Source organism: Acinetobacter lwoffii (assembly GCF_015602705.1).
GTDB lineage: Bacteria > Pseudomonadota > Gammaproteobacteria > Pseudomonadales > Moraxellaceae > Acinetobacter > Acinetobacter lwoffii_E.
Map to the genome: position 1 here is coordinate 2,607,336 of NZ_CP059081.1, position 23,076 is coordinate 2,630,411.

General features: G+C 44.9%; 23 protein-coding genes. 15 read left to right on the forward strand and 8 right to left on the reverse strand.

Annotation, left to right across the window (positions count from 1 at the left end):
• The first annotated feature begins 177 nt into the window (after window positions 1–177).
• From asd to H0S56_RS12455, 6 genes are all read left to right on the forward strand, one after another.
• Window positions 178–1,296, forward strand: coding sequence for an aspartate-semialdehyde dehydrogenase (asd, locus tag H0S56_RS12430; protein WP_195725189.1), 1,119 nt, complete (start codon window positions 178–180; stop codon window positions 1,294–1,296).
• Window positions 1,297–1,416: 120 nt separating this feature from the next.
• The gene (locus tag H0S56_RS12435) at window positions 1,417–3,003 is read left to right on the forward strand and encodes a FimV/HubP-related protein (protein ID WP_195725190.1); all 1,587 of its coding nucleotides are present in this window, start codon (window positions 1,417–1,419) and stop codon (window positions 3,001–3,003) included.
• Window positions 3,004–3,069: 66 nt separating this feature from the next.
• Window positions 3,070–4,425: a fimbrial protein FimV gene (locus tag H0S56_RS12440; protein ID WP_195725191.1), complete on the forward strand. Its 1,356-nt coding sequence runs from the start codon at window positions 3,070–3,072 to the stop codon at window positions 4,423–4,425.
• Between the two features lie 47 nt (window positions 4,426–4,472).
• Window positions 4,473–5,441: an asparaginase domain-containing protein gene (locus H0S56_RS12445; RefSeq protein WP_195725192.1), complete on the forward strand. Its 969-nt coding sequence runs from the start codon at window positions 4,473–4,475 to the stop codon at window positions 5,439–5,441.
• A 15-nt stretch (window positions 5,442–5,456) separates the two neighbouring features.
• Window positions 5,457–6,254 (forward strand): tRNA pseudouridine(38-40) synthase TruA, encoded by a 798-nt coding sequence (truA, locus tag H0S56_RS12450; protein WP_195725193.1) that lies wholly within the window; start codon window positions 5,457–5,459, stop codon window positions 6,252–6,254.
• Window positions 6,255–6,410: 156 nt separating this feature from the next.
• Window positions 6,411–7,562, forward strand: a complete 1,152-nt coding sequence (locus H0S56_RS12455) for an IS4-like element ISAbe18 family transposase (protein ID WP_195726033.1) — start codon at window positions 6,411–6,413, stop codon at window positions 7,560–7,562.
• A 62-nt stretch (window positions 7,563–7,624) separates the two neighbouring features.
• On the opposite strand, the gene H0S56_RS12460 is transcribed toward H0S56_RS12455, so the two are convergent.
• The gene (locus tag H0S56_RS12460) at window positions 7,625–8,632 is read right to left on the reverse strand and encodes an AraC family transcriptional regulator (protein WP_005107962.1); all 1,008 of its coding nucleotides are present in this window, start codon (window positions 8,630–8,632) and stop codon (window positions 7,625–7,627) included.
• Window positions 8,633–8,863: 231 nt separating this feature from the next.
• On the opposite strand from H0S56_RS12460, the gene infA reads away from it, so the two are divergent.
• The 3 genes from infA to H0S56_RS12475 all read left to right on the forward strand — a co-directional run bounded on the left by infA (window position 8,864) and on the right by H0S56_RS12475 (window position 10,143).
• Complete coding sequence (infA, locus tag H0S56_RS12465) at window positions 8,864–9,085, forward strand: translation initiation factor IF-1 (RefSeq protein ID WP_001284370.1); 222 nt, start codon at window positions 8,864–8,866, stop codon at window positions 9,083–9,085.
• A 134-nt stretch (window positions 9,086–9,219) separates the two neighbouring features.
• Window positions 9,220–9,600, forward strand: a complete 381-nt coding sequence (locus H0S56_RS12470) for a hypothetical protein (protein WP_004278491.1) — start codon at window positions 9,220–9,222, stop codon at window positions 9,598–9,600.
• A 144-nt stretch (window positions 9,601–9,744) separates the two neighbouring features.
• Window positions 9,745–10,143, forward strand: a complete 399-nt coding sequence (locus H0S56_RS12475) for a hypothetical protein (RefSeq protein ID WP_195725194.1) — start codon at window positions 9,745–9,747, stop codon at window positions 10,141–10,143.
• 71 nt (window positions 10,144–10,214) lie between these two features.
• Here the strand turns inward: H0S56_RS12475 and leuB are convergent, their stop codons facing one another.
• The 4 genes from leuB to leuC form a co-directional block, all read right to left on the reverse strand.
• Window positions 10,215–11,294, reverse strand: a complete 1,080-nt coding sequence (gene leuB / locus H0S56_RS12480; RefSeq protein WP_195725195.1) for a 3-isopropylmalate dehydrogenase — start codon at window positions 11,292–11,294, stop codon at window positions 10,215–10,217.
• 42 nt (window positions 11,295–11,336) lie between these two features.
• Complete coding sequence (locus H0S56_RS12485) at window positions 11,337–11,900, reverse strand: hypothetical protein (protein ID WP_195725196.1); 564 nt, start codon at window positions 11,898–11,900, stop codon at window positions 11,337–11,339.
• 87 nt (window positions 11,901–11,987) lie between these two features.
• Window positions 11,988–12,638 (reverse strand): 3-isopropylmalate dehydratase small subunit, encoded by a 651-nt coding sequence (leuD, locus tag H0S56_RS12490; protein ID WP_114541288.1) that lies wholly within the window; start codon window positions 12,636–12,638, stop codon window positions 11,988–11,990.
• A gap of 21 nt (window positions 12,639–12,659) precedes the next feature.
• Window positions 12,660–14,108, reverse strand: coding sequence for a 3-isopropylmalate dehydratase large subunit (leuC, locus tag H0S56_RS12495; protein ID WP_195725197.1), 1,449 nt, complete (start codon window positions 14,106–14,108; stop codon window positions 12,660–12,662).
• Window positions 14,109–14,367: 259 nt separating this feature from the next.
• Here leuC and H0S56_RS12500 point away from each other — a divergent pair, with 259 nt between their 5' ends.
• The 3 genes from H0S56_RS12500 to ovoA all read left to right on the forward strand — a co-directional run bounded on the left by H0S56_RS12500 (window position 14,368) and on the right by ovoA (window position 17,997).
• Window positions 14,368–14,604: a DUF2061 domain-containing protein gene (locus tag H0S56_RS12500; RefSeq protein ID WP_004278497.1), complete on the forward strand. Its 237-nt coding sequence runs from the start codon at window positions 14,368–14,370 to the stop codon at window positions 14,602–14,604.
• A 192-nt stretch (window positions 14,605–14,796) separates the two neighbouring features.
• The gene (locus H0S56_RS12505) at window positions 14,797–15,672 is read left to right on the forward strand and encodes a LysR family transcriptional regulator (RefSeq protein WP_004278498.1); all 876 of its coding nucleotides are present in this window, start codon (window positions 14,797–14,799) and stop codon (window positions 15,670–15,672) included.
• 150 nt (window positions 15,673–15,822) lie between these two features.
• A complete protein-coding gene (gene ovoA, locus H0S56_RS12510; protein WP_195725198.1) occupies window positions 15,823–17,997 on the forward strand; it encodes a 5-histidylcysteine sulfoxide synthase in 2,175 nt (724 codons plus the stop codon).
• A gap of 49 nt (window positions 17,998–18,046) precedes the next feature.
• On the opposite strand, the gene H0S56_RS12515 is transcribed toward ovoA, so the two are convergent.
• Together H0S56_RS12515 and H0S56_RS12520 are read right to left on the reverse strand one after the other, a co-directional pair.
• Entirely contained in the window at window positions 18,047–18,295 is a 249-nt protein-coding gene (locus tag H0S56_RS12515) for a DUF2789 family protein (protein ID WP_004278500.1), read from the reverse strand.
• Window positions 18,296–18,456: 161 nt separating this feature from the next.
• The gene (locus H0S56_RS12520) at window positions 18,457–19,107 is read right to left on the reverse strand and encodes an HAD family hydrolase (RefSeq protein WP_004729447.1); all 651 of its coding nucleotides are present in this window, start codon (window positions 19,105–19,107) and stop codon (window positions 18,457–18,459) included.
• A 182-nt stretch (window positions 19,108–19,289) separates the two neighbouring features.
• Between H0S56_RS12520 and H0S56_RS12525 the strand changes: the two genes are divergently transcribed.
• From H0S56_RS12525 to H0S56_RS12535, 3 genes are all read left to right on the forward strand, one after another.
• Complete coding sequence (locus tag H0S56_RS12525; RefSeq protein WP_004278502.1) at window positions 19,290–19,772, forward strand: RNA pyrophosphohydrolase; 483 nt, start codon at window positions 19,290–19,292, stop codon at window positions 19,770–19,772.
• Window positions 19,773–19,861: 89 nt separating this feature from the next.
• Window positions 19,862–22,159, forward strand: coding sequence for a phosphoenolpyruvate--protein phosphotransferase (gene ptsP, locus H0S56_RS12530; RefSeq protein WP_005245904.1), 2,298 nt, complete (start codon window positions 19,862–19,864; stop codon window positions 22,157–22,159).
• A gap of 42 nt (window positions 22,160–22,201) precedes the next feature.
• Entirely contained in the window at window positions 22,202–22,702 is a 501-nt protein-coding gene (locus H0S56_RS12535) for a hypothetical protein (protein ID WP_195725199.1), read from the forward strand.
• Here the strand turns inward: H0S56_RS12535 and H0S56_RS12540 are convergent.
• The gene (locus H0S56_RS12540) at window positions 22,699–22,878 is read right to left on the reverse strand and encodes a DUF7230 family protein (protein WP_004278505.1); all 180 of its coding nucleotides are present in this window, start codon (window positions 22,876–22,878) and stop codon (window positions 22,699–22,701) included. The two genes, H0S56_RS12535 and H0S56_RS12540, sit on opposite strands and share 4 nt — an antisense overlap.
• Window positions 22,879–23,076: the final 198 nt, after the last annotated feature.

The window sequence follows — 23,076 nt, forward strand, 5'->3', positions numbered from 1 at the left end:
TTAATTAAGTTATTATTTTTTCTAAAAGAAAAATGACGTTATCAATTTTGTATGTATCATAAAGCAGATATTTCTCTCAAGAATATTGATGTTTTGATTGTGTAGCTCTTGCAGTTGAGTCCCTTTTTGGTACACTCGAATCCCTTTTGATTTTTTAACGCACCGAGGCAAAGTGACATGAAAGTAGGTCTGGTCGGTTGGCGCGGGATGGTTGGTTCCGTCCTTATGCAACGTATGGTTGAAGAGAATGATTTTGCTCATTTTGAGCCATTCTATTTCTCTACCAGTAATGCAGGCGGTGAAGCGCCGGCATTTGGCGGTAAGACCGCCCCAGCACTTATGGATGCATCAGACATTAACAGTCTGAAGCAAATGGATGTCATTATTACCTGTCAAGGTGGCGACTATACCTCTGAAGTTTTCCCGAAATTGAAAGCTGAAGGCTGGAATGGTTACTGGATTGATGCAGCATCGACCTTACGTATGGATGATGAAGCCATCATCGTACTTGATCCGGTCAACATGCATGTGATCAAAGATGGTCTGGTCAAAGGTACCAAGACTTTTGTCGGCGGTAACTGTACAGTTTCCTTGATGCTGATGGGCTTGGGCGGTCTGTTCCAGAACAATCTGGTAGAATGGGCAACTTCAATGACCTATCAGGCCGCTTCAGGTGCTGGCGCGCAAAACATGCGTGAACTGATCAATGGTATGGGTTATTTATATAACAATACCAAAGAGTTGCTAGATGATCCGCGTTCTCCAATTCTGGATATCGACTCTAGAATTGCTGAATTACAACGTGGTGAAGGCTTCCCGTCTGCAAACTTTGGCGTTCCTTTGGCTGGCTCACTCATTCCTTATATCGACAAGCAGCTGGAAAGCGGCCAGTCGAAAGAAGAATGGAAAGGTCAGGTTGAAACCAACAAGATTCTGGGCAATCAGCAGATCGTACCGATTGATGGTCACTGTGTGCGTATTGGTGCCATGCGTTGTCACTCTCAGGCATTAACCCTGAAATTGAAAAGAGATGTACCTTTGGATGAAATCGAAGACATCATTGCACGTGCCAATGACTGGTCTAAAGTGGTTCCAAATACTCGTGAAGCATCAATGACTGATCTGACGCCTGTTGCTGTAACAGGTACTTTAAGCGTTCCAGTCGGCCGCCTGCGCAAGCTGAACATGGGTAAAGAATATCTGGGTGCGTTCACTGTAGGTGACCAGTTGCTTTGGGGTGCTGCCGAGCCGTTACGCCGTATGCTGCGTATTTTGATTGATTATAAAAATGCCTAATATCCTGTGGATATAAAGCCAAAAGCCGATCTTTATTGATCGGCTTTTTTATGTAACTATTGCGTAAGTATTTTACAAAAAACAAACATCCCGTTAATCTATAATTTTCGCTATGCGATAATGACTGAGCTCACGATTAAGATGACTGTATATAACAAATTAAAGCTTGCCATTTTAGCCATTGTCGCTTCACAAAATATTTATGCGATTAATGTAGATCCGGTTCAGATTCAGTCTGCTCCTGGGGAATTACTCTATGCAGAAATGACTTTTCGGCAGTCTGATATCAATTTGCCGATTGAAGTCAGTCTGGCTTCACCAGAAGATTTAATCTCGATTGGGGCATCGCATCAGCCGCCTGGCCATTTGAATTTTTTTACTCGGCGCAGCAATAATGGCACCGGAGTCATTACTATTACTTCTTCTCGCCCCATGACAGAACGCGAGCTGAATATTATTGTCAAAATCAAGGAAGGCAGTGCCGCACGTCTGCAACATATCCGTACGCCCTTACAAGCTAAAACCGATTTATTAAAAGCCAGTCTCAAACAGAATGAACGCCCGCTTGCACCAGTTGTTGTCGTCAGTGAAAAAGATATTGCACTCAACTTACCCGTAAGTAGCCATTACAGTACAGCAGCTTCCGCAGTCTCAAATAAGCCACCGGTGTTAGAAAAGCCGTTGGCATTGCAACGCACAGCACCACCTGCATTATCGAACACTTCCATTCCTAAAACTGCATTTGCGCCAGCTGTAATGACATCAAGTCCAGCGATTCAGGCGCAAGCGATTGCGCCTGTGCTTAAAAGCGAGGCTGTAACTGCACCCGATACTCAAGCCCCAGTTAAAACTGCAGCGGCGCTTTCAGATTCAGTAAAGACCTCACAAGCCACTCTTGCATCGCCGGCTCCTGCAGCAGTCTCGACTACAGATAAACCAGCTAGTACGATGCCAGCAAATCAAAGCGCATCAGTACCAAATAAAGTAGATGTGCAGAAAGCGGCAGAGTCTCGTTCTGATCATCAGACTGCCTCCAGTGATCCATTGGTGAAGAAATTTGCTGAGGAGCAAGCCAGAAAATCAACTGGATCAGCCAATCCGGTGAAAACTCCGGCTCCAGTGACTGCAAAAGCTCAACCAGTCAAAGTAGCTTCAAATCAAACTTCACCTACTTATGTCGTTCAATCCAATGAGTCACTGTGGGGGATTGCTTCACGAATTGCCGAACAGCAGCAGCGCCCGGTCAACGAAGTCATGCAGCAAATCAAAAAAGACAATGAGCATGCCTTTATCGGAGGAAATGCCGATCGTCTACGCAAGGGTGCTGCATTGAACTTAAATACGACTCATCCTGCACCTGCGCCCATTAAAGTCACTGCAGCAAAGCAAACCGAGCTACCGTCTAAGCCTGCTGGCAAAACAAAATACCGTTTGAATCAGGCAGAAATGAGCCTGGTGGCTGAGAACCAGCACGATTCTGGGCAAGTTTCTGCAAACCAGAACACAGAACGCAATCAAACATCAAAGGAATTGTCATTAAAAGTTATGACAGCCCGAGAAAAAACCGTTAAATTACAGAGAAACGTAACTGAATTAGAATTGGCACTCAATCAGAAGGATCACAGAATTCAGTTATTAAATGCGCGTCTGGCCCAGCTACAACAACAGCTCAAAGCCCAACAAGCAGATAAGAAGCCAATTAATTAAAAAGTTACACATGACGATTTATTGGGATAGGCGAACTTAAACTACTCTATCCCCAAGGGGTAAAACATGCTGATTTATGTGATTCCATTAGTGATATTGATCATCGTATTAATTGTCTTTAAAAAACGACAAGATGCTCAAGAATCAGATAAAGCAAAAACTAAAACGGTAAAAGCGAAAAAACCTGGCTCTGCTTCAAAAGCTGCCCCACAAAGAACCAAAGTGGTGGAGCCAGTCGGGGTCACAAAAAAATCAGCAACGCCATTATCAGCAGAAACACGCAAGAAAATTGAAGGCCTGATTCAGGAGCGTAATTTTTTTGCGGCCGAAGCACAGATTAACCAGGCACTGAATCGGGATAATTCACAGCATGAGTTTTATCTGCTGTTATTGGATATTCATATCTTACAGCAAGATGATTTTGCGATTACCCAACTGATTAATCATATTCGTGTTCTGAAAATCGATGAAATTCTATCTCAGGCTGAAGAAAAAAGAAGCGCCTATGAAAGAGAAAAATCGGTTAAACCAGATCCAGTTTCTAAGTCTGTTGCTTTCGCATCGAATACAAGTGATTTTGATGAATTGAGTCTTACATCACTTCCTGTAGATACAAAAGCTGGTTTAGCATTCGAGCAACTACAACAAGAAAGTGCGCCAGTTAAAGAAGAACCAGCACCTCTTGAATTTAATTTTAAGCCGAGTGCTGCCCCTGCCTCAACCAGCGCAACAAAGACTGAGCCTGAACAAGACAACAGTTTTGACTTTAATCCAAAGAGTAGCTTTACTCAGAGTGTGCCGACTGAATCAGCACCAGTAGTGGTTAATGAAGTTCAGTTTGACTTTGAATCTTTTAAAGTAGAGCCAACAACGTCAGAAATTTCTTCTGTAGCTTCTGATCGTCTAGAAACAGATTCTGAAAATAAAACGAATCTTAATCAGATTCCTGATCTTGATCTCAATTTAAGCACTAATAATGAACAGTTACCGGCTAGCGATGAAGAAATCAAGCCTCTAGATTTTTCATTCTCACTTGACACACCTGTACCAGCAGCTGAGAAAATTGCGGTACCAGCGACTGAGTTTGATCTGTCTAGCTTGACAGCTGCAGCACCTGTGGCAGAGCCGGTTGTACAAACCAATCTATCCGGAATGGATTTCAAATTAGATCATTTGGAAACCACGCCAGAAGCACCTACTACGCCAGCTCAGACAGCGATCAATCAACATGATCCTCTGGTGCAATCTTTCCCGGAATTACTGAATGTTAATGAAGCAAGTCTCAATCTTGATCTTGCCCAGCAATATATTCAACTCGGTGCCTATGCCGCTGCCCGTGAAGTCATTTCAGAGCGAGAAGCTGAATATACTCCTGAACAACAGCAACGCGCCGAGCAATTACTGAATCAAATCGCATCTTGATGCATTTCGATTTACACTAAAGCAGTCAATAATTGGCTGCTTTTTTTATGATAAAAAATATTGCATTAATTTATATGGGCGGCACATTCGGCTGTGTGGGAGATCCTCTTGCACCGATGCCTGCTGATTTATTTATTCCAAAGCTCGAACAGATACTTGCAGAGCAATATTTCGTCGAATGTCACCATGCACCCGCGATTAAGGACAGTAGTGCCTGCACAGCAACCGACTGGTTGCAACTGGTACAGTTTATTCAGCAATTGCAATCGCGGCAGATCCAGCATTTTGTGATTATTCACGGTACAGATACGCTGAGTTATGCCAGTGCAGTACTGGCACATTTTATTGGAAACTCGGCGCATGTGGTACTGACCGGTAGCCAATATCCGCTGCTGAATGCTCAAGGCAATGAACAGCGTGAATTTAGTGATGCCCTAGATAACCTGAAATTTGCACTAGATTCCGTCAGCGAATGTAGCGCTGGGGTCTATCTGGCATTCCATCATCAGCTGCTACATGCGCAAACTGCACTGAAACAGCATACTACCGAGTTAAATGCCTTTTCCGGTCTTGAGGCCAATATTGCAATCCAAACCAGTCAAGCGTGTTATCAGGTCAAGGTAGAAGATATTACGAAAGCGACTGAATTCAACTGTATGAGCATCATGATGCAGCCGGTTGATCTGACCCAGCAGCTGAATAATCTGAACAACCTCTTGGCTCGACCACCGCATTTTTTATTTCTGCAAGGTTTTGGCACTGGCAACCTGGCGGTCAATGACGCCATGATTGCACTCATTGATCAACTGTATGAGCAGGGCTGTATTTCTGTCTTAACCACCCAAGTGCCTTTTGGTGCGACGGATCAGCGCTATGCTATTGCCGAATGGGTCAATCACTGCAAAATTTTGCTGAATGAAAGTTATGGCCATTCGGATCTGTATGCAAAAGCCCTGAAAATGTATTTACAATACGACACTGTAGAGCAATGGCATCGTCATTGGTACGATCAATAAGGTTTTGAGGTCAGTATGCAGCGTTTTGCGGTGGGAATTGAGTTTTGTGGGATGCATTATCGGGGATGGCAGACTCAACAGCCGGGAGTTGCAAGCGTACAGGAAACCATTGAGAAGGTTCTGAGCAAAGTTGCCGATCAACCGATCCTCTTGCATGGTGCCGGCCGCACGGATGCCGGGGTACATGCGACCAACATGGTGGCACATTTTGATACGGATGCCGTGCGTTCTGAACGTGGCTGGCTGATGGGCTGCAATAGCCAACTCCCGAAAGACATCTCGATCCAGTGGATCAAAGAAATGGATCACAGCTTCCATGCCCGTTTTAAGGCGCAGGCGCGCCGCTACCGATATGTGGTCTATAACCACCCTGTCCGCCCGGCATTGCTGCATAAACAGGTCACCCATGTCTATGCACCACTTGATGTTGAACAGATGATATACGCCGCGAAAAAGTTTGAAGGCACGCATAACTTTGAAAGCTTCCGCGCCGCAGCCTGTCAGTCCAATCAGCCCATCCGCCATGTCAGCCATTGCCGCCTGATCCGGCATGGTCAGTATCTGGTACTGGATATTCAGGCCGATGGCTTTCTGCACCATATGGTGCGCAATATCATGGGATGTTTATTGGAAATTGGTCAGGGCATGTATGCTGCCGATCATATTGATAATATTTTCGCGGCAGAAGACCGTAAAGCTGCTGGTGTGACTGCGCCAGCAGATGGTTTGTATTTTATTCATGCTGATTATCCGGCGCAGTTTGAATTACCTGAATTACCCTTAGGTCCGCACTGGCTGAATATGCCGGAATAGTTTTTAAATTTTTTAGAATATTTACCTCCCCTAACCCCTCCTAAAAGGAGGGGAATTCCCAATGCTGTCCCATAGTTTGCTTTAAATAAAAAAACCTGAGTCCTAACAGTTAAAATATGAGTGCAAACAAACACTTTAACGACCAGGATTCAGGTTTTGTCACATCAGAATACCGTATTTCATGAGCTAATTAAACCTGTTGTGCGACAGGATTTTGAACAACTTGCTAAAGTACACCATGTTGGACAGAAATTTAGAGCGGCTTCCCGGTGGGATCAGTTTATTGCCATATTGATGTCTCAATTCTCTTGTAGGCAAAGTCTGAGAGATATTCAATCCAATTTGGAGTGCCAACAGGAAAAGCTAAGTCATCTCGGAGCAAAGTCTATTCCCCGAAGCACGCTGGCACGAATCAATGAGCAGCAGCCTGCTGCCTTGTATCAACAGCTATTTTACAAGTTGCTTAAATACTATGAACACTCAAAAGTAGCTCATAAATTTCGCTTTAAGAATCCCTTGTATTCCTTGGATGCCAGTCATATTGACCTGTCGCTTTCCTTATGTGAATGGGCCAAAGTTCACGACTCAAAAGCCAGCATGAAACTCAGCATAGGATTGAATCACAGCAATGATATTCCTGAGTTTGTTGCAGTTGAAAATGGCAAAGAAAATGACATGGTACAAGGCCGCAAATTCCAGTTTCCTGCTGGCAGCATTGTAGTTTTTGATAAAGGCTATGTCGATTACCAATGGTATGCAAATCTGACTGCTCAAAACATTGGATTTGTCCCACGTTTTAGGCCTAAATCTGTGTATCAGGTGATCCGGCAACATCCAGTGCTTGAATCCAAAGGTATTCTAAAAGATGAAACCATTCAGCTGAATAGCGCACATGCCCTAAAAAGAAAAGCCCCAGTGTTAAGAAGAATTGAATATAGAGATCAGCAAAGTGGCAAGCACTTTAGCTTTCTCAGCAATAACTTTCATTTAGCCGCCTCCACCATTGCGGCGATTTATAAAGATCGTTGGAAAGTTGAGCTGTTCTTTAAGGCGATTAAGCAGAATCTCAAATTAAAAGCGTTTCTAGGCCGCAGCAGGAACGCAATTCAGACACAAATCTGGATTGCGATGATCGCCTATTTATTGGTGAGTTTCGCTCAACATTTAGGGAAAACAGGTTGGACAGTTCAACGTTTACTCAGAATAATTCAAGTGAATTTGTTTGAAAGAAGAACTTTAAAAGCTTTATTTTCACCCGATAAAATACCCATAAAACAAGAGGAAGCTCAAATGAGCTTCCTCTTGTGAAAAATTGTGGGACAGCAATGGGGGAATTCCTCCCTTTTTTAAAGAGAGGTTAGGAGGGATTTTTAACGCTGCTTCCGCTTCCGATATTCCACTGGCGTTTCATTGGTCCAGCGTTTAAAGGCACGATAGAAGGTACTTGGCTCGGAAAAACCGGTCAGATAGACAATCCGCTCGACGCTCTCATTGGTACTCGCCAGCAAACGCTTGGCCAGACGACAGCGATAATCCGAGAGAATCTGCTGAAAGCTGGTATGTGCCTCACTCAGTTGTGTTCTCAAACGGCGTGGCGTGATGTTCAGCTGGGCTGCCACAGTTTCTAGCGTGGTTTCGCCACTCTCCAAAGTAGAGCCGATTGCACGACGTACTTCACCGACCAGATCATATCTTGCCAGTTCCTGTAGCTTTTCAATGGCCAGTTGCTCATGCAGCTGCAACAGCTCAGGTTCAGCCTGCCACAGCGGATATTCCAGGATAGTCGGATCGAAGTATAAACGAGTTTCTTTCTGACCTAGACTGACCGGACACTCATAAACCCGGAAGTATTCATCATCAGGTGCCCCTTTATAAAAATTAAAATCGATATAAATCGGCTCAAAACGCCCTTCGGTAATAAATTTAAAGAAACGCAGTACACCTGACATGGCACATTCAGTAAAATGACGATTGACCAGACTCTCAGCAAAAGGCTGTTCACCATTGGTTAAATAGCAGCGATCATCTTCAATCACTAATTTGGCAGCAAAGGCATCGCTGATCAGTCGCTGATAAGCCAAAGCACGTTTCAGTCCCTCACCAAAATTTTCAGATGAAACAAACAGGTGTTCAATGACCTGACCACGATAAAGTGGCAGGTGCTCACCCAGATGCAATCCAATGTCCGGGTCCTTGCTGACTTCCTCTGCCGCCACCCAAAAGGCATATTGGGCACTCAGCGGGGTACGGTCATTGGCTTCCACCTGATTTAAAGCCACTCCTGCTTTGGTCAAAAGTTCTTCTGTTGGCAACCCCGCACGACGAATCGCCTGATAGCCTAAACGCAATACGACTGATGCATCCGTTAGCTGACTCACTCAAAAGCCTTCCTTGTATGTACTTCATTTATACTTAAAAAGATTAATTTTAGATTAACTGTGATTGACCAAACTGACAACAGAAACAGGTGTCTTTTTAGTTAAAAAAATTATCGTGACAGTTCGCCTATTTTACTGGCAGATGATCAGTCTAACGCCCGTTTCGTCTTGTATTTTACAAAAAAATTGACTATAATTTGCGCCTTTCCAATTTATTCATTCAGGTAGGCTATGGCCAATAAAGAGGAACTCATCGAGTTCGAAGGCGTTGTCACCGAGACGCTTCCTAATACTATGTTCCGTGTACGTTTAGAGAACGGTCACGAAGTGATTGCCCACATCTCTGGTAAAATGCGTAAACACTATATCCGTATTTTAACTGGCGACAGTGTGAAGGTTGAAATGACACCTTATGATTTGACTAAAGGTCGTATCACATATCGTGCACGCTAAGTTTTAGCGCAAGCAAAAGCCACTTTTAGTGGCTTTTTTATTACTTGAATTATTTATCAATCAATAAAATAATTTGACACAGCCTTATAAATTCACGACTATTCATTGAATTAAAAATAACATGTATAAAAACAATGAATATGAAATGCTTATCCCTACTTTCCAGCTTGTTTCTCGTTGCATGCGCTACCGGCGGCAATCAGCATCTGCATCAGTCTCTACAACCTTATGTAGGTCAAACTGCCGCACAGGTTCGTAGCCAGCTTGATCTTCGTGCCATTGGATTCAAGACCTCCCAGCAACCGATTCAAACCACAGAATTTCTCAGCTACACTATTTTTCGGGATATGAATATTCCAATGGGAACGCCGAATATTAGTCAGAGCATTCCGATCGGCGCACCAATGCCGATGCCCTCAAATGGTGGTTATAACATTGAGATGAAATGCCAAATCTGGTTTGACTTGAAAGATGAAATTGTTCAGGCGATTCGCTTTACCGGTAGAGCTTGCTGAGCTGTACTCATCGAGTTCAAAGCCTGTATCGGATTAAATCAGGGATCAACCTCACCACGCTAAACTTCTACCGTGTATCAAATCACAACAGTATTTTTGCATGGAATGCGCTTACACTCATTTTATTTGGTGTGAGGACAGCTCATGAAGTTCACACTGATTTTAGTATGCTGTACAGCATTCAGTTTGCTTAATGCATGCAGCACCACCTCATCAACAACTGCGCAGCGTGATGCCTATTTACAACAGTTCATTGGGCAAAGCAGCCAACTGATCGATCAAACTCTGGATCTAAAACGTTTAGGTTACCAGCAGATCAGTGAGCCTGAACGCAGCGCAAAACAATTAAGCTATGTGGTACAACGCCCCATTACCATTCCTTTGCCTGTAGCGCAGTTTCCTGCCACAGGGACAGGCACTGTACCGATTCCAGTGTCAGCAAGCCCTGCCGGCGGCTATGACGTCAAATTGCAATGTAAAATCACCTTCTTACTTAAAGATAATATTGCGACCGCGGTACGCACCACAGGCAGAACCTGTTAAGCGGTTTGGATTTGATATGCCCATTATAAAAAACGCAGCTCAAGGCTGCGTTTTTTTGAATCGAAACAGGCTTAGTTCAATGCAGCAACGACTGCTTGACCCATTTCAACCGTACCGACTTTTTGCATGCCTTCAGACATAATGTCAGCTGTACGCAAGCCTTGATCCAAGACCTGACCTACTGCATCTTCAATCGCTTTAGCAGCGGCTTCTTCACGGAAGGTATAACGCAGCATCATCGCCACCGAAAGAATCGTTGCCAATGGATTTGCCAGGTTTTGACCCGCGATATCTGGTGCAGAACCATGACAAGGCTCATACATGCCTTTGCCATTTTCATCCAGAGATGCCGATGGCAACATGCCGATTGAACCGGTCAACATCGCAGCTTCATCAGACAGGATATCACCGAACAGATTCGAGGTGACAATCACGTCAAACTGCTTTGGCGCACGCACCAGTTGCATTGCGGCATTGTCGACATACATATGCGATAAATTAATTTCAGGGTATTCGGCATCTTTCAGCGCAGTCACTGTCTGTTTCCACAGTTCAGTTACTTCAAGCACGTTGGCTTTATCCACTGAACACACTTTACCACCGCGCAAATTGGCCATTTCAAAAGCGACTTTGGCGATACGCTTGATTTCAGACTCTGAATAAACGTCGGTGTTATAGCCTTGCTTCTCGCCATTTTCCAGTTCACGAATACCACGTGGCTGACCGAAGTAAATACCACCGGTCAATTCACGTACAATCAGAATATCCAGACCCGCTACGATTTCAGGCTTCAAACTTGAAGCATTAGCCAGTTGCGGATAAAGAATGGCTGGACGCAAGTTAGCAAACAGATTCAGTTCGCTACGCAATTTCAATAAACCACGTTCCGGACGGATTGAACGCTCAATCGTGTCCCATTTTGGACCGCCTACGGCACCGAGTAAAATCGCATCGGCTTTTTTAGCCTGTTCAGAAGTCACGTCTGGATACGGTGAACCGTGCGCATCAATGGCTGCACCACCGAGTAAACCCTGTTCCCATGTCAAATCGAGATTAAATTTTTCATTTACACGAGTCAGCACCTGCTCTGCCGCTTTGACAATTTCAGGACCGATACCGTCACCAGCTAAAATCAAAATTTGTTTAGACATGAGATTTTCCGTTTAAAACGTCAGATTCAGACCTGACAGAGGTTAAATTTTCTTTTCTACAAACTCTGCAATCCCGGTGACTGCATTATAGGGTTTGCAAAAACGACGAATGGTTTTTTGCTCTTGTACCAGATCTACGCAAAGCGGATCCGGCGCCGAAGAATTTAATAAACTGCTGCTACGCGCACTACGGTCACGAAACATTTTTAAGCTATAGCGGTTATTGGCCTGAAAACGATGGAATACATGTAAAGTTTCCGCTTTATCCTTACTGATCGGATAAAAACGCACGACCAGTTCATGCTGTCCTGCCGGCACAGATAAATAAATCGGATTGGCCTGATTTAAATTTTTGGCCTGCAAGCGCACCAGTTTCTGCTTCAGCGCCTCATCACTGATGCGGCCATTGTCGGCGTTGACAATAATGGTCTGATTGAAGCGTTCGAACTGGCAATCCGGTGTCCCTGTACAATAAATCAGGGCATTGCTTTTGCTCTCAGTACTTTCTTTGGCATGTTTGAGTTTCATCGTGTCGATGCTTTGACATGCAGTCAACAGCACCGATACTGAACTTAAAGCAAGCCACTGTTTCCAATAATTCGCCATAATGTCTGTCTTACCCAATCAAAAAACTCAATAATCTTCCGATATTAGCAAGGGCATCGCAGTCATGCCATGACAATTTTTACTGATTTATCCATGAATTTCGGCAAATACCCAAGGACGCGATTGTTTGGTTTTTTCTTCATAGGCACGAATATCATCCGCTACCTGCAAAGTTAAGCCAATATCATCCAGACCATTTAACAGGCAATGCTTGCGAAATGGATCGACTTCGAACTTAAAGCTTTCACCTGTAGGGGTGCGAACTTCTTGTGCCTGCAAGTCAATAGTCAGTTGATAGCCTTCATCTGCCGCACATTCCTTAAATAACTGCTCAACAATATCTTCAGCCAAAATCACAGGCAACATACCGTTTTTAAAACAGTTATTAAAGAAAATATCAGCAAAGCTTGGCGCAATCACGGTACGGAAACCATATTCGCTCAAGGCCCACGGCGCATGTTCACGGCTAGAACCACAACCAAAGTTGGCACGTGAAATTAAAATAGATGCGCCCTGATAACGTGGCTGGTTCAAGACAAAGTCCGGATTGATCGGACGAACTGAATTGTCCTGACCTGGATAACCTTCATCCAGATAACGCAATTCATCAAACAAATTTTCACCGAAACCGGTACGTTTGATCGATTTCAAAAACTGTTTTGGAATAATTAAATCTGTATCGACATTGGCACGGTCTAAAGGTGCAACGATACCTTGTTCAACGGTATAAGCTTTCATGTCTGTGCTCCTACGTACCAATTAAAATGAACGGACATCAACAAAGTGACCTGCGATCGCAGCAGCGGCTGCCATGGCTGGACTCACCAGATGAGTACGACCGCCATTGCCCTGACGACCTTCAAAGTTACGGTTCGAAGTCGAGGCACAATGCTCGCCTGGTTGTAACTTGTCAGCATTCATCGCCAGACACATTGAACAGCCAGGTTCACGCCACTCGAAGCCCGCCTCGACAAATACCTTGTCCAGACCTTCCGCTTCTGCCTGAGCTTTGACCAGACCAGAACCCGGAACCACCATCGCCTGTTTGATTGAAGATGCGACCTTACGACCTTTGATCACTTCGGCTGCAGCACGGATATCTTCAATACGCGAATTGGTGCACGAACCGATAAAGACACGATCCAGTTGAATCTCAACCAAGGCCTGACCGGCATTTAAGCCCATATATTGATAAGCACGGTTCCAGTCATTGCGTTGTACATCGTCTTTGGCTTGTTCTAAAGTTGGTACTGCTTGAGACACTGGAATGACCATCTCAGGAGAAGTTCCCCAAGACACTTGCGGCTCAATTTCTTCACCTTGCAACACGACCACCGTATCAAAATATGCACATTCATCCGAATGCAATGTATTCCAGTACGCTACCGCCTGATCCCACTGTTCCGCAGTTGGCGCATAAGGACGACCTTTAACATACTCGATGGTTTTGTCATCCACAGCAACCATACCCACGCGTGCACCGGCTTCGATCGCCATATTACACACGGTCATACGACCTTCAATCGACATGTCACGGAAGACCTGACCGCCAAATTCAATCGCGTGACCAGTACCGCCTGCGGTACCAATCTTGCCAATAATGGCTAAGACCACATCTTTCGGTGTCACGCCCTGGCCTAATTTGCCATCAACGCGTACCAACATGTTTTTCATCTTCTTTTGAACCAGGCATTGGGTCGCCAATACATGTTCAACTTCGGATGTCCCGATACCATGCGCCAAGCAGCCAAAAGCACCATGGGTTGCTGTATGCGAATCACCACATACCACGGTCATGCCCGGTAAGGTCAAGCCCTGCTCCGGCCCAACTACATGCGCGATGCCCTGACGGATATCGTTAATATCAAATTCAACAATATTAAAGGTCTTGCAGTTATCATCCAAGGTTTGCACCTGAATGCGCGAGGTTTCATCTTCAATTCCGGCTACGCCCTGCTCACGCTCTTTTTTCGAGGTCGGTACGTTATGATCCGGTGTAGCAATGTTAGCGCTTAAACGCCATGGCTTGCGCCCGGCCAATTGCAACCCTTCAAATGCCTGTGGTGAGGTTACTTCATGCAACAGGTGACGGTCGATATAGAGTAAGGCAGAACCATCATCACGTTGCGTTACTAAATGGTCATCCCACAACTTGTCATATAGTGTTTTTGCATTTTGCTTTTGTACTGTTTGGGTCTCGCCTGCCATGTCGATATACTCCACTGGACTGGGTAAATTCTTTCTCTGATTTTGATTATATCGCTGCAATCACATAAATCTAATTTATCATTTTTATCAGTTAAAAAACTTTTTGGAATCTTTTAAAAGCTGAATCAAATCATGCTTTAGCTCTATTTCCATAAATCTAATTTTCCGATTAATTTATAAAAAATATTCGCTTTTACAAATCAAATGAGAATTATTATTATTTCTTCATCGACAGAGATTATTTTTAAGGAACTTCGACATGGCACATATTCAACGCTTTGTAGACAACAACCAGCGCATGTTCAAAAAGACCTTCAGCTACTACATTATGCATATTACAGTAGCGATGATTGTGGGTTACTTGGTGACTGGCAGTTTGACCATGGCCATTGCCTTAAGTTTATTAGAGCCAACGGTACAAGCAGTGGCTTTCTTCTTCCACGAAAAAATCTGGGAGGGTAATAACCAACAGCAGAATGAGGACATTACCGTCTAAACTCTTCGGTCGAGGTTCCAGATGAAAGGCTGTTTTGAGAAAGGCAGTCTTTTTTAGTTTTTAAAATGCCAAGGCTTTGAAAATGTATAGTAATTCAGCACTGCAACATAGATAAGGTAATTTTACTTTGATTTATTCTTAAAATATAACAATAATAGATTTACACATAAAAATTCTTTATAGGTGATTAAGATGAATCTCGCAGCCTTTGAAGCCTTCGTGAAAGTCATGGAAACCGGTTCGATTTCTCTGGCCGCAGATCAGCTCTTCATTACCCAGCCTGCTGTCACCAAACGTATTCACAGTCTGGAAGAATACTTTGGGGTCAAGCTGTTTGAATCTGCCGGACGTGGCGTACAGGCCACCCACGCGGCACACTCCCTGTTGCCTAAAGTGAAAAACTGGCTGAATGAACTCGGGGATATTCATTATACCTTGAGCCATGAACAAGGTCAGGTACAGGGCAAACTGAAAATTGGTACCAGTCATCATATTGGCCTGCATCATCTGCCGAGTCATTTGCGCCGTTATGTCCAGGAATATCCGGACGTAACCCTGGATGTACATTTTGTTGATTCCGAGCAGGCGCATGAACAGGTGATTGCCGGCGATCTGGAACTGGCATTTTTAACCTTGCCGCCACGGGGTGATGCGCGTCTGAATTATGTAACTATCTGGAATGATCCTCTGGTCTTTGTGGTGGCACCGTTTCATCCGCTGGCGCAGCAAAAAAATCTGTGTCTGGAAGATTTGCTCGACTACCCGAGCCTGTTGCCCTCATCACAGACCTATACCTCGCAGATTACTTTGGCCGAGTTTGAAAAACAGGGTATTAAACCAAAAGTCAGTATGAGCAACAATCCACTGGAATCAATCCGGATGCTGGTATCAATTGGTTTGGGCTGGTCGGTACTGCCAAAAACTTTGGTCAATCATGACCTGCACCAGCTGGATATTAATCTGGAAATGAACCGTCGTTTGGGCATGGTCTGGCATCCCGGTCGTACTCAGTCCAAAGCAGCTCAGGCTCTGGTTCAGCTCATGCAGGGTGCCTCGCTGTCTATTTAAGCCGTTCCTGAACATGCTGCATCCAAAACGGTGCAGCATTTTGTTACCTAAATACACCCCATCTGGCGATATCTTTCGAGTATTTTTAAGACAATTCCATTCTTTTGCAGTGCAGAGGAATGCTTAAAACTATTCGATGGAGCCTGACGGATGCAGCTCGATTCTCCCTTAAAATCCCACTCTCAAGATAAAACAAATACAAGCAGCCTGTGGCTTTCGGCCAAACCGATGCTGCTGCCCACGCCGGCACTTGATTTTGCCGATGAACAGACTGCCCGGCACTGCCTGCGCGAATATTTCCTGAACACCTTTGACACCTATGAACAACTGTTTGAATGCCTCAAACATGAAGATGCATTTTTCATCAAGCCGATTACTTTACGTCATCCGCTAATTTTTTATTTTGCCCATACCGCCACTTTTTTTGTCAATAAACTGCTGCTCAGCAAGCTAATTAGCGAACGCGTAAATCCGCATTTTGAAAGTATCTTCGCGATCGGTGTAGACGAGATGAGCTGGGATGACCTGGATGAAGTGCACTATGACTGGCCCAGTGTGCAGGAAGTCCGTGATTATCGGCATCAGGTACGCGCCCTGATCCTGAACATCCTTGAACATGCTCCGCTAACTCTACCCTTAAACTGGCAAAACCCTTGGTGGACCATCATCATGGGCATCGAACATGAACGGATCCATCTGGAAACTTCTTCTGTGCTGATCCGCCAGCATGCTTTGGAACATGTACGCCAGCATCCGCAATGGCGTGCCAATATTATTACCGGCATGGCCCCGGATAATATTTTGCTGGATGTGCCGGAAGGCAAAGTGCATTTACAGAAAGATTTTAACCATCCATTTTATGGCTGGGACAATGAATACGGCCGGCATGAAGCCGAGGTTGCAGCTTTTGCAGCCTCCAAATATCTGGTATCGAATCAGGAATTTCTGGCCTTTGTCGAAGCTGATGGCTATCAGACCGAACACTACTGGAGTGAAGAAGGTCTAGGCTGGCTGCAATTTTCACAAGCTGCTCATCCCTGTTTCTGGCGCAAAACTGAATTGGGTTGGTCACTGCGACTGATGCTGGAAGAAGTGCCGATGCCTTGGGATTGGCCGGTAGAAGTGAATTATCATGAAGCCAAGGCCTTTTGTCAGTGGAAATCGCAACAGCTTGGAAAAACCATTCGCTTGCCGACTGAAGATGAATGGTATCGCCTGTATGCCGTTTCAGACCTGGATCCAGATTTACAAAGTCCTGAACAGGCCAATATCGAGTTGAAATACGGCACCAGCTCCTGTCCGGTGGATCATTTCAAGCAGGGTGATTTTTACGATATTCAAGGCAATGTCTGGCAGTGGACTGAAACCCCGATCTATCCATTTCAGGGTTTTCAGGTGCATCCATTTTATGATGATTTCAGTACACCGACCTTTGACGGTCGCCATAACCTGATGAAAGGTGGCTCCTGGATTTCGGCGGGCAATGAAGCTTTATATAGTTCCCGCTACGCCTTCAGACGGCATTTCTTTCAGCACGCTGGTTTTCGCTACGTCGCTTCTGATCAAGCATTGCAACATTTCCCTTCGCATTATGAAAGCGACCAGCTGGTCTCCCAATATCTGGAATTCCAGTATGATATCGAATATTTTGGTATCGCTAATTTTGCCAAAACACTGGTCGATCTGGCACAACCCTATTTTCAGCAAACGCCGTGCCATCGTGCCTTAGATATTGGCTGTGCTACCGGCCGCGCCAGCTTTGAACTGGCACGCTATTTTGATCAAGTGACCGGTCTGGACTTTTCTGCACGCTTTATTCAGCAAGCGGTCTATTTGGCTCAAGGCGACAAGGTACATTATCAGCTGCCGCTAGAAGGTGAATTAAGCGAAGAAAAAAGCTGTTCACTTGAAGATGTTACTTTGGATCAGTTTACATCTAAAACGGAATTTTTTCAGGCCGATGCCTGCAACCTGAAAGCACATTTTAGCGGCTATGATTTTATTCTGGCAGCCAACCTGATTGACCGGCTGCATCATCCGAAAGACTTTTTATTGCAGATTCATGAGCGTATTAATATGAGCGGAATTTTAATGCTGAGTTCGCCTTATACCTGGCTGGAAGAACATACGGCGCGTAGCGAATGGCTGGGCGGTTTTCAACAGGATGGGGAAAACATCACCACCTTGGCCGGTATGACCAGTATCTTAACCCAGCACTTTGAATTGGTGGCCGAACCTCAAGATGTGCCTTTTGTGATTCGGGAAACGGCCAGAAAGTATCAACACACGCTGTCACAAGTCACGATCTGGAAACGGATTCGCTAAAGGTAAGGTCATAGTCTAAAAAAGCCAATCATACGATTGGCTTTATATCTTATCCTTCACTGGTTGAATTTTCATGCAAGGATTCATTGAGTTGATCTACCACAATCGCCCATTCGCCATCAGATGCTATTTTCTCGCTTAAAAATTGACGTTGTGCCTCTGACCAATACGGCGCATCCAGTAAAGTCAGATCTTTATGTAATTGATGCTCGTGAATAAATGTTTCAATACCTTCTGCACTGGCATCCAAGCCAAGCTGCTGGAACAGATGTGTCATACGTGGTCGAACGTGAGTCATATCTCATACCTCAGAATCTACTATTGTTATCATGTCCTGTTTTTCGAGCATAGCATGTCTGATTCAGCCGGACTGTGAAAAAACATTAATATTCCATTGAGGAAAATAAAAAGCACAACCGAAGTTGTACTAAATAAATCACATGAATAAAGCTGGAATGCTTAGATGGACCAGTCCTGTATTTCCCAGCCCTGTTCTTGGGCTAGAGTTTCCAAGCGATCATCCGGATTCACTGCAATCGCATGATCCGCATATTCCAGCAAGAAACGGTCATTAATCGAATCTGAATAGGCCCAAGACTCGGTTACATTGCGACCCTCCAGCCATTGTTCCAGACGCACCAACTTGCCTTGCTGATAGCATGCGGTATTGATGACTTTACCAGTATATTTACCATCAATGACTTCAGCATTGGTGGCAATAATTTCAGTAATTCCGAATTCACGAAAAATGGGGGCGGTAATAAAGTCTGAAGTCGCGGTAATGCCCACTAAGGTATGCCCTGCTTCATGGTGGCGCCCAATGGCTTTAAAACCTTCAGGACGCATTTGTGGACGAATGACTTTTTGCATGAACAGTTGATGTAATTCAATCAAATAATCATTGTCATGTTGGGTTAGAAACTGGAACACAAATTCATTATAGGCATAAGGATCCAGCTCACCTTTTTTATAATCGTCATAGAACTTGTCATTCATGGCGCGATGCTGAACTGGATCGACCAGGCCCTCACTGACCAAAAACTCTCCCCAAGAATGATCCGAATCCGTGTTTAACAAGGTGTGATCGAGATCAAATAGCGCCAATTTCATGAAAATACTCGTTAAAACTGAAATTTAAGAAAAAAATTGTAAATCTATCTCCGCTAGTCGATAGAAATTCGTTAAGATCATAGCAATTTTAACATTTTTAAACTTTGCTTTTTTCGAGTTGGATAACGAAATAATGCTCCCCGATGGCAAAGGCATAAATTAAACAATTTTTAGGTAGCCAAATGATCGACTCTGAAGGTTTCCGACCGAATGTCGGGATCATTTTGGCAAACGATGCTGGACAGGTTTTATGGGCAAAACGCATTGGTCATAATGCATGGCAATTTCCACAAGGCGGGATCCAATATGGAGAAACCCCTGAGCAGGCACTCTATCGTGAGCTGAGAGAAGAAGTTGGCTTATTGCCCGAACACGTCCAGATAGTCGCGCAAACCAAAGGCTGGTTGCGCTATCGTTTGCCGCATCGATACATTCGTACGGACTCTGATCCGGTCTGTATCGGTCAAAAACAAAAGTGGTTTTTACTCAAACTCACGGCCCCCGTTCAGCATATTCAGTTGAATCTGTCTGATCCGCCCGAATTTGATCAATGGCAATGGGTCAGTTACTGGTACCCACTCGGTCAAGTCGTGAATTTCAAACGTGATGTTTACCGCAAAGCCCTGGTGGAGTTGTGTCAGCAACTACCCCAGCAAAAACCTTAAAAAATCGCATAAATAATGCAGATTTTTTACGCGGCTATTGTTATAAATAAACTTAATCACTGAAATTCTGAATAGACGGAGCAGACCTTATGTCGAATATGCAACTGGACACCTTGAGACGTATTGTTCAGGAGATCAATGCGTCCACCAGTTTGCATGAATCACTCGACATTATGGTCAAGCATGTGGCCGAGGCCATGCAGGTTGATGTCTGCTCGATCTATCTCCTCGATGAACGCAATCAGCGTTATCTGCTCATGGCGTCTAAAGGCCTGAATGCAGAATCTGTCGGCCATGTGTCTTTGCAGACCGGTGAGGGTCTGGTGGGCCTGGTTGGACAACGTGAAGAAATTGTCAATCTGGACAATGCCCCTAAACATGAGCGCTTCCTGTTTTTACCTGAAACCGGTGAGGAAATTTATAACTCCTTCCTCGGTGTGCCGGTGATGTACCGCCGTAAGGTCATGGGTGTACTGGTGGTTCAGAATAAAGAATCACAGGACTTTTCTGAAGCTGCTGAATCCTTTCTGGTCACACTCTGCGCGCAGCTTTCTGGCGTCATCGCCCATGCCCATGCCGTTGGCAATATCGATGTATTCCGTAAGCCGAGCAACCTGCCCGCCTATAAAACCTTTCAGGGAGTTTCTGGCTCCGGTGGCATTGCCTTAGGTCGTGCAGTGATTCTGTATCCACCAGCAGATCTTGCCGCAGTCCCTGACCGTGAAGCGGATGACATTAGCGAAGAACTGGAGCTATTAGATAACGCCCTGAATTCAGTCCGCGAAGAAATTCAGTCGCTAGATGACAAAATGCAGGATGCGTTGATGGCCGAGGAACGCGCACTGTTTAGCGTGTTTTTGCGTATGCTGGATGAAAATGCCCTGCCTTCAGAAATCAAGGCCTTTATTCGTGAAGGGCACTGGGCACAAGGCGCGGTGCGAATTGTCATTGACAATCATGTGGCACAATTCTCCCAGATGGAAGATGACTATTTACGTGAGCGGGTGGCGGACTTAAAAGATCTGGGCCGCCGTATTCTGGCGCGTTTACAGGAAGCCGATGCCAGTCACCGTGAATTGACCGATGAAAGTATTCTGATTGGTGAGGAAATATCGACGGCTGCACTGGTTGAACTACCTGTAGATAAAATTGCCGCGATTGTCACTACCGAAGGCGCCATGAACTCGCATATGGTGATCGTGGCGCGTGCCCTTGGCATTCCCACCGTAGTCGGTGTAACCGAACTGCCAATCAATACCCTCGATGATGTGGAGATGATTGTCGATGCGCATCAGGGTCGGGTCTTTATTAATCCGCCACGTCGCCTGCGCAGTCGCTATAAAGAAATTCAAAAAGAAGAAGAACAGATTGCCAAAGATTTGCGTCAGTACGAAACCAAAGATGCAATTACCCCGGATGGCGTCGCCGTAAAACTGTACGTCAACACCGGCCTGATGATTGATGTGGTGCGTGGCGTGCAGCGCGGTGCCAAAGGTGTCGGTTTATACCGTTCTGAAATTCCGTTTATGTTGCGTGACCGCTTCCCGGGCGAGGAAGAACAACGTGCGATTTATCGTCAGCAACTCAGTCATTTTGCCAATAAACCGGTGGTGATGCGAACGCTGGACATTGGTGCAGACAAAGACCTGCCGTATTTCTCGATTGAAGAAGAAAATTCGGCACTCGGCTGGCGTGGCATTCGTTTTACCCTGGATCATCCGGAAATTTTTTCTTCACAGATTCGCGCCATGCTCAAAGCCAGTATCGGACTGAATAACCTGCATATTCTGCTGCCGATGGTGACCAGTGTCAGCGAGGTCGAGGAAGCGCTCTATCTGCTGGAACGTGACCATGCGGCGATTCAAGAAGAAGAACAGGTCAAGGTAAATAAACCAAAACTCGGCATCATGGTGGAAGTGCCGAGTGTGCTTCATCAGATTGATGAATTTTCCGAACTGGTGGATTTCTTCTCGGTCGGCTCCAACGATCTGACCCAATATCTGTTGGCTGTGGATCGCAATAATCCACGGGTAGCCAATGTCTATTCACATTTACACCCTGCAGTACTGCGTGCCCTGACCCGTCTGGTGCAGGACTGTCATCGTAATGAAAAACCGGTCAGTATCTGCGGTGAAATGGCGGGCGATCCGCTGTCTGCAGTTTTGCTCATGGCCATGGGCTTTAATACCCTGTCGATGAGTTCCAGTAATATTTTGCGGGTACGTAAAACCATTTGTCATGTTCCGATGAGTGATGCACAAGAATTGCTGCAACATGTGTTAAAAATGGACAATCCGCTCATGGTAAAAAGCTGGTTAGAATATTATTTCAGAACCCATGGTTTAGGGGATATGGTGAAATCTGCATCACGTATGGTGAGTGCCTAATACGGGACTTTTTCCAGTCCCTCGACAGTGGTAAAGGTGGTTATGGAATTTCTGGTCATCCTGTTCATGATTGTTGCGGTGTTCTATGTGGTCATTCTTGCACCGGCCTTGGCTGCCCGCAAAGAAGCTCATAATTCCGGTTCATCTTATATACGCCCCGCCAGCAATCGAGCAATGAGCTATGCCGATCGGCCTAAAATGACTCCATTATTGGGCATTGAAATTTCGGCATCGCAACGGCGGCGTTTAGGCAGAGATGACCCCTCCGTCATTGCTGCCAGACTCTATCACCAACAAAAAGATCAATTTGCCAGTTTTCAGCAGGCCAGACCACAGCCTCATTCCCCTCACCACAAAGCACCAGTGCAAAGCAAACTCAATAAATTCTTTAATGACTTAATCGCGGATGAATCGACAACATCATCCCGGTATCCAAATCAATATTCGCAAACTCGTAACAACCGACCTGTCGCCCCGCTCTCTCCAGTTAAAACTAATCCTAAGCAGCCCCCACATCGTCCCCAGCCACCTTACAGACCTTAAGCGGCCATTAAAAAAGGGCGATCTTCCATGGAATATCGCCCTTGTCTGTGCTTGTTGTAGCCACGTTTTGAATTTTTCTTTCGATCTACAAAAACCTGGCTTTTGTTGACTTCATGCATGTGTTTTGCCACAAAATTGTGGATCACTACCTGCTCGGCTGTTTTTTTCTTGGCCATCTTGCTCTCTATATAATTTGGAGGAAGGAGTGAGATAATTATAGGGCCGACTGACTAATTTTCAAGCATATTTGCCAATGCTTTTTCAAAAATAAAGCCCATTTAGCCAGGATTTTCTATATGCAAAAATGGGAGTTATAGCCAGAAAACACCCTTATTTCATTCATTATTTTTATGGGTTTCTTCAGCCCAACAAAA

Coding starts and splice junctions, on each gene's coding strand:
- asd (WP_195725189.1), top strand. CDS start 178: ATGAAAGTAGGTCTGGTCGGTTGGCGCGGGATGGTTGGTTCCGTCCTT.
- H0S56_RS12435 (WP_195725190.1), top strand. CDS start 1,417: ATGACTGAGCTCACGATTAAGATGACTGTATATAACAAATTAAAGCTT.
- H0S56_RS12440 (WP_195725191.1), top strand. CDS start 3,070: ATGCTGATTTATGTGATTCCATTAGTGATATTGATCATCGTATTAATT.
- H0S56_RS12445 (WP_195725192.1), top strand. CDS start 4,473: ATGATAAAAAATATTGCATTAATTTATATGGGCGGCACATTCGGCTGT.
- truA (WP_195725193.1), top strand. CDS start 5,457: ATGCAGCGTTTTGCGGTGGGAATTGAGTTTTGTGGGATGCATTATCGG.
- infA (WP_001284370.1), top strand. CDS start 8,864: ATGGCCAATAAAGAGGAACTCATCGAGTTCGAAGGCGTTGTCACCGAG.
- H0S56_RS12470 (WP_004278491.1), top strand. CDS start 9,220: ATGAATATGAAATGCTTATCCCTACTTTCCAGCTTGTTTCTCGTTGCA.
- H0S56_RS12475 (WP_195725194.1), top strand. CDS start 9,745: ATGAAGTTCACACTGATTTTAGTATGCTGTACAGCATTCAGTTTGCTT.
- leuB (WP_195725195.1), bottom strand. CDS start 11,294: ATGTCTAAACAAATTTTGATTTTAGCTGGTGACGGTATCGGTCCTGAA.
- H0S56_RS12485 (WP_195725196.1), bottom strand. CDS start 11,900: ATGGCGAATTATTGGAAACAGTGGCTTGCTTTAAGTTCAGTATCGGTG.
- leuD (WP_114541288.1), bottom strand. CDS start 12,638: ATGAAAGCTTATACCGTTGAACAAGGTATCGTTGCACCTTTAGACCGT.
- leuC (WP_195725197.1), bottom strand. CDS start 14,108: ATGGCAGGCGAGACCCAAACAGTACAAAAGCAAAATGCAAAAACACTA.
- H0S56_RS12500 (WP_004278497.1), top strand. CDS start 14,368: ATGGCACATATTCAACGCTTTGTAGACAACAACCAGCGCATGTTCAAA.
- H0S56_RS12505 (WP_004278498.1), top strand. CDS start 14,797: ATGAATCTCGCAGCCTTTGAAGCCTTCGTGAAAGTCATGGAAACCGGT.
- ovoA (WP_195725198.1), top strand. CDS start 15,823: ATGCAGCTCGATTCTCCCTTAAAATCCCACTCTCAAGATAAAACAAAT.
- H0S56_RS12515 (WP_004278500.1), bottom strand. CDS start 18,295: ATGACTCACGTTCGACCACGTATGACACATCTGTTCCAGCAGCTTGGC.
- H0S56_RS12520 (WP_004729447.1), bottom strand. CDS start 19,107: ATGAAATTGGCGCTATTTGATCTCGATCACACCTTGTTAAACACGGAT.
- H0S56_RS12525 (WP_004278502.1), top strand. CDS start 19,290: ATGATCGACTCTGAAGGTTTCCGACCGAATGTCGGGATCATTTTGGCA.
- ptsP (WP_005245904.1), top strand. CDS start 19,862: ATGTCGAATATGCAACTGGACACCTTGAGACGTATTGTTCAGGAGATC.
- H0S56_RS12535 (WP_195725199.1), top strand. CDS start 22,202: ATGGAATTTCTGGTCATCCTGTTCATGATTGTTGCGGTGTTCTATGTG.
- H0S56_RS12540 (WP_004278505.1), bottom strand. CDS start 22,878: ATGGCCAAGAAAAAAACAGCCGAGCAGGTAGTGATCCACAATTTTGTG.